We start from the raw sequence: 14168 nt of genomic DNA on the forward strand, positions 1-14168 counted from the left end.
CTTGCACCAAAAAGTAGGCGTTCACGCCGGTAAGGCTCACCGCACGCCCCGCGGAAAGCGAGCAGCCTGGAACGGAAATCAACAGCTTACAGACTTCTTGGACAGCCCCACTGAATAGTTAATAACATAAGAAGGGATTGGTGATTTTACCTACTGTTCTTCGATTAGCTTAATTTCAAAAAAAGGGCAGACTTCTCCCGTATCAAGCTAAATCTCTAATAAGAACAGTTGATAAAAAAAAACATCCTTTCCACCTCATTCATGGTTTTTCGTTACGCTATTAGTTACGCAAAGACACTCTATTTTGTCAATCTTATCCAAAATTACTTTTTGCCAGATGGATCGTCATCTTCTGCAAATTCTGTGACAAATCGTAATTTAGGAGTGGCTCCCTGATGCCTGATCTCTCTTTTTCTTTCCGGCATGTGTTTGAGCAGATAGCGGTGAACATAGATCTCTGCTGCCGAAATGATAATGGCAGAGATAGCGCTCCCCCAGGCGATCTGCAGGTAACCGTGAAGCAATATCGCCCCAAAGATCCAAACGATCGTGTACATTAAAATGAACTCTGCCATCAATGTATTGATGTTTCCAATCCGCGGCAGGAGAATGCGGTCAGCCAGGATATAAGATACAGCAGTTGCCGTAACACTAAAAGAAATGATATCAGCCAGTGTCGCATCGAAAAACAAATCCAGTCCGATTGAAAAAGCAATCAAGCTTACAATAAACTTTAGTAAGATTACCTTTGCCTGTTCCAAAGTTAAAACCTCCCTTTCCTGCTTTTAGTTTGCAACAAAAAAAGGATGTTCATTCTTGTCATGAGAATCAATCATGGGATTGAGTCAGTAGTCTGAAAATTTAGTTTGGTTCAATTCTCAGACAGTTCCGTTCAATTATTCTTAGTTTGGTTCAATTTCACAATATTCGGGTTTACACCGTTACAGAAATCCCCCGATTTACAAACAAGAACTGGAAATTCACGATAGACGGCATATGGGCTACTGGCAAGTGAGAGGATATGACACCAATGCATGGGTGAAGAAGATTTAGATCAGAAATAAGAAAAAGCTGGTCCGCAGCACTGCGGCCAGCTTTTTCATTGAAATTAACGAGCGTAACCAGAAAGCTGCTGTTGAGCAGTAGCCACTAGACGTTTGGTGATTTCTCCTCCTACTGATCCATTTGCACGAGAAGTAGTGTCAGCCCCGAGTTGAACTCCAAATTCAGAAGCGATTTCCCACTTCATTTGATCAAGTGCCTGTTGAGCCCCTTGAACTAAAACCTCATTGTTGTTTCCGCGATTTGCCATATGTATGTTCACCTCCTTTTTTTGTTAACATCTCTCTAAAAAGGTTTTTTATACAAAAATTGCATGAAAATATTTCCTCCGTTAATAAATCATCTAATTTATTTGTATGAGGGAAGTAAACCATGACGTTCGGCTGCCACTAGCCTTACTCCTCAAGAAGATAATAAAGAGCTGACAGTTGCTTCCCTGGTAAACGATCTGGAAATCGCAGATGCCTGTGGGGCAGCAGTGGTAGTCGTTCATTTCGGTAACCTCAACACGGTTCTTCAGCAATGGGATGGAAAATGTAAAATTCTTCTTGAAAATAGAGCAGGAAGAGCCGGTTCACTTGGAGTGACTATGGAGGAACTTGTACAAGTAAGGAATCTTACAGACTTTCCAGAGCACATCGATTTTTGTCTTGATACATGTCATGCTTTTGCAAGCGGGCTATGGAACGGGGAAGAAATCGTTGAGCATGGTGAGAAACTGGAATACTTTAAACATTTAAATGCTATTCATATTAATAATTCGAAATAAAAGAACTACAAAACGAGTGTGGAAAATAAAAAAAACTCCCTGTTATATACAAAAGGAGTTTTTATCTTGTTAAACATAATCTGAATCTTCGTCCGTTTGTTCCTGATCCACCAGAAACCGTTCATAATCTTTGTGCATTTTATTCGGAATGATGCGAGTATTGCTTCCATCCATGTCTGTTGCGATAAAACCTTCAATATCCTCAACGTACCCCACATTTTCTTCGGATTCAATAAACATTTCATTATAATTCATCATTCCATTTTCCGAGAAATCAGACGGGGACTCACTTGTCCCGTAAACAGCTACGTCCTGCCAGGAATCTTCTGAATCGTAAAAGGTTGCATCTTTTTGATCATTATTATATTGGCCATATGGAGGCTTCAATACTTCTTCTTCAATTGGCCGGTTATTGGAACTGCTTTGTTCAAGGCTGTGCTCTTTGCAGTAAGCCGTTGTTGGCAAGGCCTCTAGTCTTGCCATACTGATTGGCTGTCCGCACGTTTTGCAATATCCATATTCCCCTGCATCAATTCTTTCAAGTGCCTGATGAATGGATTTTAATTCCGATTCATTTAATTCATTCAATGCGATATCTTTTTGCCTTTCGAACAATTCTGTACCCAGATCCCCCGGATGGTTATCATAACTCGAAAGCTCGCTGACCGATTCTTTAATAAGCTCTAACTCATTTCCATAATGACGGTTATACGCCAACCGCTCGTTCAATTCATTTTGCATCTGCTGGAGACGGTCTTTAAACTGATTGATGCTCTGCTGTGACCATACCATTTCATGACCTCCGAAAGTAGAATCTCGTACACAACTTTATTATTTGACATAATGTTGACGCTCATACTTTTTAATGATTGGAAAAAAATAAGGACTGCCTATTTAAAATAGGCAGCCTTGTCCATTGAGTATTCTGTTATGTCTTCGCTAGAATTAGCGTTTTCCACCAAATCCAGAAAGTTGAGATTGAGCTTGAGCTACTAGACGTTTAGTGATTTCTCCACCAACAGATCCGTTAGCACGAGCTGTTTGGTCAGCACCAAGTTGTACACCAAATTCAGAAGCGATTTCGTACTTCATTTGGTCGATAGCTTGTTGAGCACCTTGAACCAATAGTTCGTTGTTGTTTCCACCTTGTTGAGCCATGTGTTTTCACCTCCTCGATTGGTATACTTAAATTTTCTCTCTAATGATTGCAAACCATACTATGTAATATTTGTAAAAAACCGAAACATTGTTGACATGAAACCAAATGGTTGTATATAATTCAGAAAGCGAAACCATATAGTTTCACATAATTTTAAAAAGTGAGGGAAACCATGATGTCCGATTTTACGGAAGAACGAGTAAAAGATATTCAATATACTGATGTTTTCAATGCCCCTATTGAAAAAGTGTGGAAGACCGTTGCAACTGCAGATGGGATCTCCGCTTGGTTTATGCCCAATGACTTTGAGCCGCATGTTGGCCATGATTTCCATATTCAATCTCCGTTTGGCCCGTCACCATGCAAAGTGTTATTGGTTGAGAAGCCGCATAAGCTTTCTTTTGCGTGGGATCAATTTGGCTGGATCGTAACGTTTGAACTTAAGGAAGAAGAAGGTAAGACCCGTTTTACCCTTACTCATTCAGGCTGGGGCCATCCGGATGCTATCCTGCCTAAAGCACAGCAAAAAGTATCCGCTGTACGGGACAATATGAACGGCGGCTGGGCGAAAATCATGCAAAGTCTAAAGGAACTTGCAGAAAAAGAATGAACGCTTCAGCTAAAAAGCACGATGTTTTCCAGGCCATCGCAGACCCTACACGCCGTGAAATTTTAAAATTGCTGGCAGGAAAGGAATTTGCCATCACTGAACTTTCGGAACGGTTTCCTATGAGCAGGACCGCGGTGTCCAAGCATCTGCTGATCCTTTCTGAAGCAGGCTTAGTTAAAAAACGAAAGTCCGGCAGGGAGAAACTTTACACGCTTCAAGCTGAGCCTTTGTCTGAATTGGAAAAATGGCTCTCCTACTTCGAACAGTTCTGGCAGAACAAGATGTCGATGCTAAAAACTTTAGTGGAAAAAGACTCTCAGACATAACAAAAACCTGCCTTCTTGAGCAGGTTTTTGTTTTACCACACATTTTTAAAGTTTCCGACAATCTTATGAGCAGGAATTGCTGAAATAAAGGCTGTTTCATCAATACCTTTCACAATATCAACCAAATCAGCCCATTGAATATTCACAATGACACAAAAAACTACCTGTTTGCTTTCATGAGAATACGCTCCTTCACCTTCCCAGAATGTTACCCCCCGGTTAAAGGCTTCGTTTAATGCACCTGACACCTCGTTTCCTTTATCGGTCACAATCATGACGGAACTTCTTTCTGCCACAGTCAGGATGGTATCGTATGTTTTCGCGCCGACATACATCGAAAGAATCGTGAACATGGCCGACTGTACATTGAAGATAACAGCGGAAACGGAAATAATGATAAAATTCATGATCAGGCCGAAGCGGGCGATCGAAAGATTTTTATACTTGGCGATCACTCGCCCAAGAACATCGAGTCCCCCATTTGAACCTCCGGCACGAAGCATAATGGCTCCGCCAGCAAAAGAAACCACACCCCCGAAGATCGAGGCAAGAATAATATTGTGCGTCCACATCATCTTAATCGGTATAAGATGCAGAAACAGTGAATCGAAACCAACCGCCAGCAGTGTATAAATAATAAATTTCTTGCCCAGATGAATATAGGCCAGGACTAGGAGCGGAATATTATAGAGAAAATATTGCGTTCCGACCGACCAGCCTAACGTATTGTAGATGATCATGCAAATACCCATCAGGCCGCCAGAAAGTAAATGTGCCGGCAGAAGCAGCGTATTCGATCCTACCCCAATGAGCAAACTCCCAAAAATAATGCAAAGCACTTCAAAAGCAATTCTGACCACTCTTTTTTCCAGCATGGGCAACCCTTCTTTTCAAGCAATTATGTTCCAACATATGTATCCTACTATAATGAACTTTTTTATGTAACAAAAGAAATAACATCTCGTTTAATATTATCCTTATTGCCCTGGAGTAAACCTTCCGGTGAAAAATGAAAGGTGCCAGGCACCGCGATTACACAAGTATGTAAAAGCGGTGCCTGGCACCATTTCCAGCTACTAGAGCATTCAATCCCTCTCAAAACGTTACAAAAAACGGAAAAACGACGAAAACTTTAACAACTGTTTTTTATTCTTTATTAAAGGATGGGTCTGAAAGTGTCGAAAGTACTGAGCAAAGAAACAAGCCCCTATTTCAAAACAATGAGCGGACTTATTTTAAATCAAAAGGAAACCTTAGCGAAAAGAATATTAGATGAAGAGCGATTCGATTACAGCCACTTAGGAAACAATCGGAGTCGGTTAGAACATCTTCGTATGAAGCTGATTATTTGTATAGAGAGACCGTATCGCTTCCACCAGCTGTCTCTGTTGAAAGGCTGAAGGAATGGGGAGCTGAATATGCTGATATCTTTGTTTCGCTTATTATCCCATTGGATCGTGCCATCGAAGAAGTACATTTTTACCGTACTAAAATCGGCATCATCATAAAAGAAGAAGCCAAATTGCAAAAATTGGATCTCGATACGTTTTACGAACTGATTTCTGAATTTGATTCCGTAGTTGATACTGCTGTTCTTATGGTAAGTACTTCTTATATGGAAAAACACGCTTCCAACCTGGAGACCGCCGGGCATGAAATCGATGAAGGTCACCACATTTTCCAGCCTGCATCTTGCCCTTCAATATTTGGGGTTTAAGCGGGAAATGTAAGTGCATTTCTTTTAGGGTGTCAGGCACCGGGATTTCGGTGCCTGACACCGCTTTTTTATTTGGAATCAAAAAAGAAGCACCTATTAAGAAGATGCTTCTTTTCTTTGAAATATAAATAGATTAGATCAGTTTGCTTGTGTTGATCGCTTCCCTGTAACCGGAACGGGTAAAATGGAACGATTCATCGAGTAACCCTTCACGCTGAAGAGATTCCAGTGTCTCCTCCGGTATATTAATGGTCAGTTCGTCAAGACGTTCATTGATTTCACTTAATGATGCAGTATTTACAAAATCAGGCTTGAGCAGCCGAACGATTCCTTCAATCCTGGAATCACGCTTTTGAAATAGCTGCGGTGTTTTATTGATCGCCTGTGAGATCTTGTTCGTAAACTGAATGAGTTCCTGTTTTAGATTAGAGGCTTGAGTTTCTTTTTCCTGAAGCTGCTGTTGGAAATATTTCCTCTCTTCTTCATTCAGATCGGCTCTAGTATACAGCTGCTGGTAAATCTGGGTTTTGTCCATCTCAATCTGTTTAAGCTCTTCTTCTTTAATTCGCTGGGTTTTCATGTCTTCTTCATTCGGCTCATAGACGTAATCTTCATCTGACTTTTTATATTCAATCCTATCCTCTGTTTCCGGCGGTTCTTCTTCTGTTACCTGAGGAGTGACGGAGGAAGCCTGAGCCTCTTCAAGCCGTTCAGCAGCCTGTTCTTTTGGCTCATCCTTTTCTGAGGCTTCTTCAGCCTGTTCTTCTTGTACTTCCTCTGCCAGCTTATCATCAACCTGCAGTTCTTCCTCTTTCAGCATTTTTTCCTTTAGAGTCTCCATTTCTCCTTCAAGAAATGTTTCTTCTGCTTCTAAATCTTGTTGGTCATTCCTTGAAGCTACCGTTTCCGGAAGTGATTGTATTACCGGGGCATCATCCCTTTGCCCCTTAATGGACCCCTCCTCTAATCTGCGAACGAGGTCATTAAATTTTTTATAGTACATCACTGAAATCGTCAACGCAAAAAGAGAAGCAAAGAGAGAAATAAAATCAGAGAAACGGAAAACAAATGGCGAGGTGGCAATCTTATAAAAAAGTAAAAGAGCAAATGCACCAATTACAATCACCTTAAGCCAGCTTTCACGATTCTGAATCTGTTCACTTTTTCCTGAAGCTCCACTGTTTCCTCCAAAAAAAGATAATAACTTTTTATTCATAGTGTGTTCCTTTCTTCAACTTGTGTCTTTTTTACAATTTACCCCAATATCTGGGTGTGAGCAAGAAATAGCATTTTACTGGTGCCAGGCACCCCCTACATAAGTTATCGAGAAAGTTGGTTGGTTTCTAGGGGTTTAAGCGGGTCTATTCTACTATAATCGCTTTACCTGTAATGCTTGTTCTTTGTATTACGCCATCCCTGACCTCCACATTTGCTTGAATAATGCTAGTTGATCCCATTGAGTAACCCTGCTTTACGATTTAGTGGACTAAAGGGTTTGTTGCAATCATTAAGATCCTATAACAAAAGACATATGTAAGATGGCTAAACCGAACCATCTAATAATCGCTAGGACGTTTTTACTTCTGGGAGGGTATCCATATGGCAAATGCAAGGCTGCATTGTAGGGATTGAAATCCTAAAAGTACTCGATTTAATGGCGAGCTCAATCAATCCCAAAGACTTTGATGCCGGATGGAATTTTGCCGTATACACCGCCAAAGGCTTTGTAAATAGCTTTTTGTTCAGTCTGGACCACGAGAAGTTCAACCATGCCCTTTTTGATATTGCTGTGGCTACAAGGCATGAAGGGGACTTCAACCGTCTGCGGGAGGAAGCCGGAAGCTAATCGACTTCCTATATTAAAAAGCTTAGGAGATTGTTTATGTGGAGTGACAAAGGAAAATATATTGAGATCAAACGGCATGATGTTCTTTTTGAAGAGTGTCTTCGTTATTTAAACCGAAATCAAAATGAACTGCTGCATTCCGTGGATATGGACAACAAATCTGTAAGGAAGGCGGTTAGATGTGAAAAAGAGTGTGTTTTGATTCAGTTGGAGGCCACAGATCAGCACCTCGTTCTATCATTTCCAATCAAAGTTCCCGATCACAATACAAAAGCAGAGATTGTTCATCACGTCATCGATTGGATGGATTTGGAACGGGATTTAACCCCTTTCTATCAAATGGCAGAAGAAGACCGTATTTTGCGTAGTTGTCCCAGGGCGGGAAGGGCTGAGAATCATTGGAGTGCCTGACCTGTTTGAAGCCTTGGCCTGGTCTATAATGGGGCAGCAAGTCAGCCTTCACGTGGCTTATTTATTGAAGAGGCGGTTAGTTGAACACTTCGGAGAAAACATGGCATTTAACGGAAAAGATTATTGGATGTTTCCTGAGCCTGATAAAGTCGCCAATCTTACTAAAGAAAATTTGCTCTCCCTAAAGTTCACAAACCGAAAGGCAGAGTACTTGTTAGATGCTGCTGAATTAATCTCTAACGGCAGATTAACCAAAACAGGACTCCAAGAACTGCCCCTTCACGAGATGGAAAAGAAATTGACTTCGATCCGCGGAATAGGGAGCAGGTCAGCAAACTATGTCATCATGAGGTGCCTGCGCCATCCTGATGCATTTCCTGCTGCAGACGCTGGTTTGCATAACGCGTTAAAAAAGGTGCTTGGTTCCTACTCCAAGCCAAGCCTTCCAGAAATCATCGAGTGGTCTCAAAATTGGACAGGCTGGAGGGCCTATGCCACCTTTTATTTATGGATGGAGCTGGCAGCTGGATAATCTCTTTTATATTACATATTGCTCACACTCGGCTCTAAAATTGAAAAACGGTTGTTAACGGTATCGAGGTTCGCCTGTGCACCGATTGGGATGGCTGCCTTATAATACCCATGTGCTGTTGTAACATTTGTCATGAGCGGCTTCCCAAGTGGTACGACAAACGTAGTAATGAGCTGATCATACGTTACACCGTACGCCGGTTCACACGCTGTACATTCACCCATCACAATGCCTGCACAATCATCAAATTTACCCGCAATTTTTAAATGATTGAGATACCGGTAAACCGCGTTAATCGGTTCATGGGTCTCCTCTATCACTAAAATTTTTCCTGCTGTATCAATCTCAAACGGAGTTCCAAGTGAATGCACAAGCGAGGTCAAATTGCCGCCAACAACTTCTCCCGTTATATTTCCTTGTACTCTGCTAATTTGAGGAATACCCGGCGGATTAACAATTTGCCGGGGTGACTGAACAGTGGAAGTTGCCTGGAAAAACTGTTGGTAGCTATAAGCCGGTGTATTTGGATTAAAGTCCAGCAGGAGAAGGCTCTGAAAGGTGATTAAATCGGTATATTGATACAGTACATTCAGCAGGATCGTAATATCGCTGTAACCTGATACGATTTTTGGATTCTGCCGGATGACATCAAAATCCAGATACGGCAGAATTCCCTCTACTCCTACTCCCCCTCTTGTCGGCAAAATCATTTTCACCTTTTTATTCGTAAACATCGCCATTAAATCAGCTGCCCGCTGTTCATCCGTTCCGGCCAAAAAACCAGTATTCGTGTAAACATTTTTCCCGAGGACAATATTGAATCCAAAATTTCGCAGCGTGTTTAATCCTTCATTAATTATTTGGGCCTCCAGAGGGCTTCCTAGTGTCACGATCCCGATGGTGTCCCCTCTCTGCAGTATCGGTGGTTTAACAGCCATACCTTCATCCCTCCATCAGCACGGTTTCCCATCGAGATTCCATCGATTATGTATATTAGAGTGATGATTTTCCTATAACTATATTTTTTCAATTCCTCCAATCAAAATACTAAAAAGGGAACGAACCGGGTATGTAGAAGTATATAGATATACCATCGTGCCATTTTGGCAATCTCAAATGAAAGGGAGAAAGGGGAATTTCCATGAAAGAATACAAGGTTATTGAATCCAGCGGGAGGTTTACTTTCAGCCTGGAAACGTTAAGAGACTCAAATACTCCATTGTCCAGAGAGGAAGCCGAACAGATTAAAGAAAGGCTGGAAGAGTGCGTTCCCTTTCAGCTTGAAGTTGTAAAAATTAATTCAACGGAATGAAACCTGCCCTGTGAGGCAGGTTTTCTTATTACCCATTAACGGCTATCTTCTTCCGTTTTGTGCGATTGCTTAAAAGCTCCGATTTTTCAAGTACAGCATAGATCGAGCACCAGGACCTCTTGGAAAAATAGATGGGAACACTCTGTTTGTTCGCCTTTTTCTTAATCGCTGCTGAAAACTCATGGTTTATAAAATCGGTCAGGACCAGAACCAAGTTCACATGACTTGGAATCTCCTTTTGAGACATTCTAGCTTTTCTTCCGCTCACATGAATGATCTCCCTTATGTCTTGATGCTCCAGTTTCTTCGTAATTTTCCCAAGATGATCTCCACCAACAATTAATAACGACGACATACCAGCATCTCCCTTCTCTCTCTTATTTCAACTATTTCTTTTTGCTCGAGCTGAGTAAAAAAAACAAAGGCATACATCCCAAAAAGAGAGTTGCCTTTGGTTTTCCAATCAGCAGCAAAAAAGAATATACAAATATCCCTATGGATTTACTCTGTTTTATACCGTAATAAAAACCTCTTCCTACTACGATCACGTAATAAGAAGAGGTTAGACATAACCAAATTACACTTCTTATTGTCCAAGCCAAAGCTTGTTGGAATTGGCACAGTTCCCTCTGTGGGACCGCTGCCGAGACTTCAAAGGGCCAAATCCCTCCACTGAAAAAAAAGAAAACCAAAAGGCCATGTCTGCTAATGTTGAGACACGGCCTTTGGTTTACCAATCAGCTGCACGATATTTTTTTACTCAATAAAAAGCTGATGCTTGTTGGATTTGGCACAGTTCTCTCGTTAAAGAGTCCACTGCCGAGGTTTCGCAGGGCCAATTCCCTCCACCTCTCAGAATAAGAAAAAATTTATGGAGTTTTTAATTCATATAATCCTCATCGGATTAATTGTTATTAAAACAGGTATGCAATGGAAAGTCAATAACTTTTTTGAAAAATCTAAATTTTATTTATGTGAATGCTTACTACATAAATCCAGCCGTCCTTCCTCATACTATCTTTTGGGAGGTTATTCGTTATGTTACTTTCATGGTTAACCGGTATGCTGCTGGCCGTACAGCCTGTCTATACGCCTGAGAGTATATCATTGATTCAGCAAGGCCAAACCATCGCAATTATTGATCGAAAAGACTTTATGGTCCCGCTGCCTGGTACGCCTATCATAGACGGTGAAAAATTCGAGTCGTTTGCTGCAAAATTGGAAGGTCAGGTTTACCGTCCGCCTCTTAATGCAAGAATTAATGATTTAGGAGGAATTACTCCTGGAGAAAACGGTTCCATGCTCTACAAAAAAGCGTTTAAAGAGCAATTCTATGCCAGCTTTTTCAGCAAGGGGCCTCATAAACTTGAAGTCCCTCTAATAACGGTCCACCCCAGGGTTGACAGTGAGCTGCTTGGAAATATCAGGACCAATCACCTTGCTCAGTATGTCACTTATTTCAACCGTTCTCATTCATCCAGGACCCATAATATTTCACTTGCCGCAAAAGCGATTGATAATCAAGTCGTGTTTCCTGGAGAGACCTTTTCCTTTAACAGGGTCGTAGGAAGACGGACTACGGACAAAGGGTACATGCGTGCACCTGTTATTGTTCGTGGAGAGCTTTCAGAAGGAGTTGGCGGAGGAATCTGCCAGGTCTCCTCTACTCTTTTTAATGCCGTGGACCGGGCTGGACTTCATATTGTGCAGCGTTTTTCACACAGCCGAAGTGTACCTTATGTTCCAAAAGGCAGGGATGCAACCGTAAGCTGGTACGGGCCTGATTTCCGTTTTCAGAACCGTTATAACCAGCCGATCCTGATCCGGGCCAAAACCTATGGAGGGAGCATGATGGTGATGATTTCATCTTCTGATGTCATACATGTTCCTTCGAAAAAACATTGATTCTTCCGCTCGGATAAGAAATGTGTCAACATTGTTAACCATTGAGCAAACCCATTCCAATTTCATAATTGCGGTGTTAGAATAAACGAGGATTTGATCATCTTGGAGAGAAGTGATGACATGAAAAGTCTTCCGTTTTTCTATATGCTGTTCTTAATCAATGGATTGCTGCTTGCCGGTGGATTAGTTAGTCCGACTTACCTTGTTGTAGCCCGCTGGAGCATGATCTTCTTTAATATAACGGCCCTTGCTGCTCTTATTTATTTCAAAGAACATGGCAAGGGAACAAGATGGAGCAAAGTTTCTTCCCGAGGCCGTCTTGTATGGTGGGGAGCTTTCTTGTTCAATGTTGTTTCTGCAGCGAATGAAGTTCTGCATTCCGGACTATTTCAATAATTTAAATTTACAGCTCAGCCTAATGCTGGGCTTTTTTATTTTCCCTTAAAAGCATGCAAACGGCTGCCCAAGTGATGGATTAGAGTTTAAAAGCCTCTTCCCCATTACTTGCAGCTGTTACTTGATATCCTTCTTTTACTAAAAAACGTTCTACCGTTTCTTGTATCGAGAGATCATCTTCGACCAGCAGTATTGTATCGCTCATGGACCGCACCTCAACTAAAAGTTTAACGGTACTTATAGAAAAACCTCTTTGAATCAATGTTCGAATCCACTTTGGGCTAATTCTATTGCTAGATTTTCATATTAAAAAGACCCTTGAGCCACTCTGGTTCATCATTTAACAGCCTGGATAAAAAACGAAGCTGCGGAAAGGGCACCAGATTAAGATTACGGTCCATCTTCTCTCTTTCTACAACAATTCCATTGCGGGCTATATACTCACCAAAAGTCAGCGTCCTGCTGCAAATTATCACAATATCTGCCGGTTTCAATAATACAATCGCTTTCGCTTCAGAAGATGGTACAGGCTTATCCATGGACTCCCCAAAGTACATGACAGAATATTCACCGTTTACACCTTTAATCAGAACGGGAGCCATTCCTTGTGAATCCTGTGCCCTCACTTTTGTTTCAGGATAATTCCAGCTGGGCGTATGATAGGTCACTGGGGAATGGATGGTTTTTACATTCATGCCCGATTCTTCATGCAATTCCCTCACCGCTGTCTCGATCGGTGTTTCATTTCCTTCCCGATGCCCACCCAGCCTGACGACTCCGAGCTGATCCCCTTTCCTTGTCGGACCGATCTGAAACGGGAAAAGCCCTTTATAGAAGACAAAGATTCCAGCTGTCACAAACTGCTTTTCAAACTCTATTGCTCTCATGTTTTATGCCTCATGACAGGATGGAATAGAAATTCTTTGATCACCCTGCTGAATTTTTCAGCTTCTTCCAAAAAAGGATAATGATTGCTGTCATTAAAAACTTCCAGCTCGGCGTTAGGGATTAGTTCTGCAATTTCCCTAGAGAAAGGAAGAGGGCACTGGACGTCATGTGCTCCGCAAATCACCAAAGTTCTGGCAGTAACCTTGTGCAATTGTTTCGTAATATCAAATAGCAGAATTTCCCGTGCAAAAAAGTTCATGCGGGAAGCAGACATCGATTTGTGGACATCCCCTGTAAAATATTCATCATACCGATCTGGCTCATGCAAGGAGAGTTTCGTCCGCTCCCGGGAGCAGCGGCTGCGTTCTTCTTCTGATAGGTTCGTTTTCAGGCGTTCGATCAGCATTTGCATCTTTTCAAACTGTGGATGCTCCTGATGATAGATACAATAGGGCGATGAGGAGGCATATTCCCTGGCTGCGGAACCGGCAATGATTAAAGAATCAATGGATTGAGGATGCCGCATGCCATAGACAAGCCCAAGCATTCCCCCGGTAGAATGTCCGGCAACGTTCCAAGACTGAATGCCCAGCTCCAATCTAACTGCTTCCAGATCGAGCACCGTCTCAATCATACTGAGCTGATACGGTTCGTGCGCTTGTTCTGACCTTCCCGCTTCTCTCAGATTTACTAGAAATACTTGGTTTGTTTCCGTAAATGTATCAGCAAATCTGTCACCCGTCTCATTAAACTCTGAATAAAGATGGGTCACACATAACGCAGGTCCCTGTCCTTTACTAAACACTTCAAAGCTTCCGCGTTCCGTTGAAATCATCTTCGTTTCCCAGCGTATCATCTGCCCGACCACCATCCAGATCCTATAATTTCCTGACCTTCCACTCTACCTATATACTCCATTTGAGTTTCATATCCTTATGATTGTTTAGCAGGATCAGGATTCCACTGCAGCAATTGGCCGGCATGCGTCAGACCGCCTCCGAATCCATAAAGCAAAAGGATGTCTCCGTCGTTCAACTTTCCTTTTTTTATAGCCAGATCCAGCGCCAGCGGAATGGAAACCGAGGAAGTATTTCCGCAATACTCCATGCTGGTGAGCATTTTTTCTGCGGGAAACCCTACTTTTTCACAAATGGATTCTATCATTCTCAAGTTTGCGCTGTGCGGTACGTCACTCGTATCGACGAGCTTCTGCAGATCTTCGTTTGTCAGGACTT

The 14168-nt window shown here is 42.0% G+C and carries 19 protein-coding genes, 3 pseudogenes and 2 riboswitches; of the genes and pseudogenes, 10 read left to right on the forward strand and 12 right to left on the reverse strand.

Annotated features, from left to right (window positions below; translation table 11 throughout):
- Positions 1-323: 323 nt before the first annotated feature.
- A complete protein-coding gene (locus tag AR335_RS11945; RefSeq protein WP_062235864.1) occupies positions 324-761 on the reverse strand; it encodes a YndM family protein in 438 nt (145 codons plus the stop codon).
- Positions 762-1108: 347 nt separating this feature from the next.
- Positions 1109-1312, reverse strand: a complete 204-nt coding sequence (locus tag AR335_RS11950; RefSeq protein ID WP_053355247.1) for an alpha/beta-type small acid-soluble spore protein — start codon at positions 1310-1312, stop codon at positions 1109-1111.
- A 162-nt stretch (positions 1313-1474) separates the two neighbouring features.
- On the opposite strand from AR335_RS11950, the pseudogene AR335_RS11955 reads away from it, so the two are divergent.
- Positions 1475-1831 (forward strand): annotated as a pseudogene (locus AR335_RS11955) (TIM barrel protein); the annotation flags it as partial.
- 69 nt (positions 1832-1900) lie between these two features.
- Here the strand turns inward: AR335_RS11955 and AR335_RS11960 are convergent.
- Together AR335_RS11960 and AR335_RS11965 are read right to left on the reverse strand one after the other, a co-directional pair.
- A complete protein-coding gene (locus tag AR335_RS11960) occupies positions 1901-2623 on the reverse strand; it encodes a TraR/DksA C4-type zinc finger protein (RefSeq protein WP_062235869.1) in 723 nt (240 codons plus the stop codon).
- A 153-nt stretch (positions 2624-2776) separates the two neighbouring features.
- Positions 2777-2989: an alpha/beta-type small acid-soluble spore protein gene (locus AR335_RS11965; protein ID WP_053355250.1), complete on the reverse strand. Its 213-nt coding sequence runs from the start codon at positions 2987-2989 to the stop codon at positions 2777-2779.
- A 176-nt stretch (positions 2990-3165) separates the two neighbouring features.
- Between AR335_RS11965 and AR335_RS11970 the strand changes: the two genes are divergently transcribed.
- Together AR335_RS11970 and AR335_RS11975 are read left to right on the forward strand one after the other, a co-directional pair.
- On the forward strand, positions 3166-3600 hold the full coding sequence (locus AR335_RS11970; protein WP_062235872.1) for an SRPBCC family protein: 435 nt from the start codon (positions 3166-3168) through the stop codon (positions 3598-3600).
- Positions 3597-3926, forward strand: a complete 330-nt coding sequence (locus AR335_RS11975) for an ArsR/SmtB family transcription factor (protein WP_062235875.1) — start codon at positions 3597-3599, stop codon at positions 3924-3926. Before AR335_RS11970 ends, AR335_RS11975 begins: the two co-directional genes overlap by 4 nt.
- A 32-nt stretch (positions 3927-3958) precedes the next feature.
- Here the strand turns inward: AR335_RS11975 and AR335_RS11980 are convergent, their stop codons facing one another.
- A complete protein-coding gene (locus AR335_RS11980; RefSeq protein WP_062235878.1) occupies positions 3959-4801 on the reverse strand; it encodes a YitT family protein in 843 nt (280 codons plus the stop codon).
- 473 nt (positions 4802-5274) lie between these two features.
- Between AR335_RS11980 and AR335_RS11985 the strand changes: the two genes are divergently transcribed.
- Positions 5275-5643, forward strand: coding sequence for a hypothetical protein (locus tag AR335_RS11985; protein ID WP_062235881.1), 369 nt, complete (start codon positions 5275-5277; stop codon positions 5641-5643).
- A 133-nt stretch (positions 5644-5776) separates the two neighbouring features.
- On the opposite strand, the gene AR335_RS11990 is transcribed toward AR335_RS11985, so the two are convergent.
- On the reverse strand, positions 5777-6859 hold the full coding sequence (locus tag AR335_RS11990) for a hypothetical protein (protein ID WP_062235884.1): 1083 nt from the start codon (positions 6857-6859) through the stop codon (positions 5777-5779).
- 390 nt (positions 6860-7249) lie between these two features.
- Here AR335_RS11990 and AR335_RS11995 point away from each other — a divergent pair, with 390 nt between their 5' ends.
- Genes AR335_RS11995 through AR335_RS12005 form a run of 3 tightly spaced genes read left to right on the forward strand, consistent with a single transcriptional unit; the run spans position 7250 to position 8432 of the window.
- Complete coding sequence (locus AR335_RS11995) at positions 7250-7489, forward strand: hypothetical protein (protein WP_062235887.1); 240 nt, start codon at positions 7250-7252, stop codon at positions 7487-7489.
- A 36-nt stretch (positions 7490-7525) separates the two neighbouring features.
- A complete protein-coding gene (locus AR335_RS12000; protein WP_062235890.1) occupies positions 7526-7900 on the forward strand; it encodes a hypothetical protein in 375 nt (124 codons plus the stop codon).
- A gap of 28 nt (positions 7901-7928) precedes the next feature.
- Positions 7929-8432, forward strand: coding sequence for a DNA-3-methyladenine glycosylase family protein (locus AR335_RS12005; protein ID WP_062235893.1), 504 nt, complete (start codon positions 7929-7931; stop codon positions 8430-8432).
- An 11-nt stretch (positions 8433-8443) separates the two neighbouring features.
- On the opposite strand, the gene AR335_RS12010 is transcribed toward AR335_RS12005, so the two are convergent.
- Complete coding sequence (locus AR335_RS12010) at positions 8444-9370, reverse strand: S66 peptidase family protein (protein ID WP_062235896.1); 927 nt, start codon at positions 9368-9370, stop codon at positions 8444-8446.
- 203 nt (positions 9371-9573) lie between these two features.
- Here AR335_RS12010 and AR335_RS24015 point away from each other — a divergent pair, with 203 nt between their 5' ends.
- Positions 9574-9744: a hypothetical protein gene (locus tag AR335_RS24015; RefSeq protein ID WP_156316245.1), complete on the forward strand. Its 171-nt coding sequence runs from the start codon at positions 9574-9576 to the stop codon at positions 9742-9744.
- Positions 9745-9772: 28 nt separating this feature from the next.
- Here AR335_RS24015 and AR335_RS12015 read toward each other — a convergent pair whose 3' ends face one another.
- Positions 9773-10099, reverse strand: coding sequence for a DUF2325 domain-containing protein (locus AR335_RS12015; protein ID WP_062235900.1), 327 nt, complete (start codon positions 10097-10099; stop codon positions 9773-9775).
- A gap of 228 nt (positions 10100-10327) precedes the next feature.
- Positions 10328-10427, reverse strand: a riboswitch (SAM riboswitch).
- 70 nt (positions 10428-10497) lie between these two features.
- Positions 10498-10608: riboswitch (SAM riboswitch) on the reverse strand.
- A 174-nt stretch (positions 10609-10782) separates the two neighbouring features.
- Between AR335_RS12015 and AR335_RS12020 the strand changes: the two genes are divergently transcribed.
- Complete coding sequence (locus tag AR335_RS12020) at positions 10783-11649, forward strand: VanW family protein (protein ID WP_062235903.1); 867 nt, start codon at positions 10783-10785, stop codon at positions 11647-11649.
- A gap of 102 nt (positions 11650-11751) precedes the next feature.
- Positions 11752-12045, forward strand: coding sequence for a hypothetical protein (locus AR335_RS12025; RefSeq protein ID WP_156418948.1), 294 nt, complete (start codon positions 11752-11754; stop codon positions 12043-12045).
- A 94-nt stretch (positions 12046-12139) separates the two neighbouring features.
- Here AR335_RS12025 and AR335_RS23165 read toward each other — a convergent pair.
- The 4 genes and pseudogenes from AR335_RS23165 to AR335_RS12040 form a co-directional block, all read right to left on the reverse strand.
- A pseudogene (locus AR335_RS23165) lies at positions 12140-12250 on the reverse strand (DNA-binding response regulator); the annotation flags it as partial.
- 88 nt (positions 12251-12338) lie between these two features.
- Positions 12339-12932 (reverse strand): NUDIX domain-containing protein, encoded by a 594-nt coding sequence (locus AR335_RS12030; RefSeq protein ID WP_062235909.1) that lies wholly within the window; start codon positions 12930-12932, stop codon positions 12339-12341.
- Entirely contained in the window at positions 12929-13789 is an 861-nt protein-coding gene (locus AR335_RS12035) for an alpha/beta fold hydrolase (RefSeq protein WP_062235912.1), read from the reverse strand. Before AR335_RS12035 ends, AR335_RS12030 begins: the two co-directional genes overlap by 4 nt.
- Before the next feature lie 77 nt (positions 13790-13866).
- Positions 13867-14121, reverse strand: a pseudogene (locus AR335_RS12040) (3-oxoacyl-[acyl-carrier-protein] synthase III C-terminal domain-containing protein); the annotation flags it as partial.
- Positions 14122-14168 lie beyond the last annotated feature (47 nt).

The organism is Fictibacillus sp. FJAT-27399, from assembly GCF_001510655.1.
Taxonomy (GTDB): Bacteria; Bacillota; Bacilli; order Bacillales; family Fictibacillaceae; genus Fictibacillus_C; species Fictibacillus_C marinisediminis.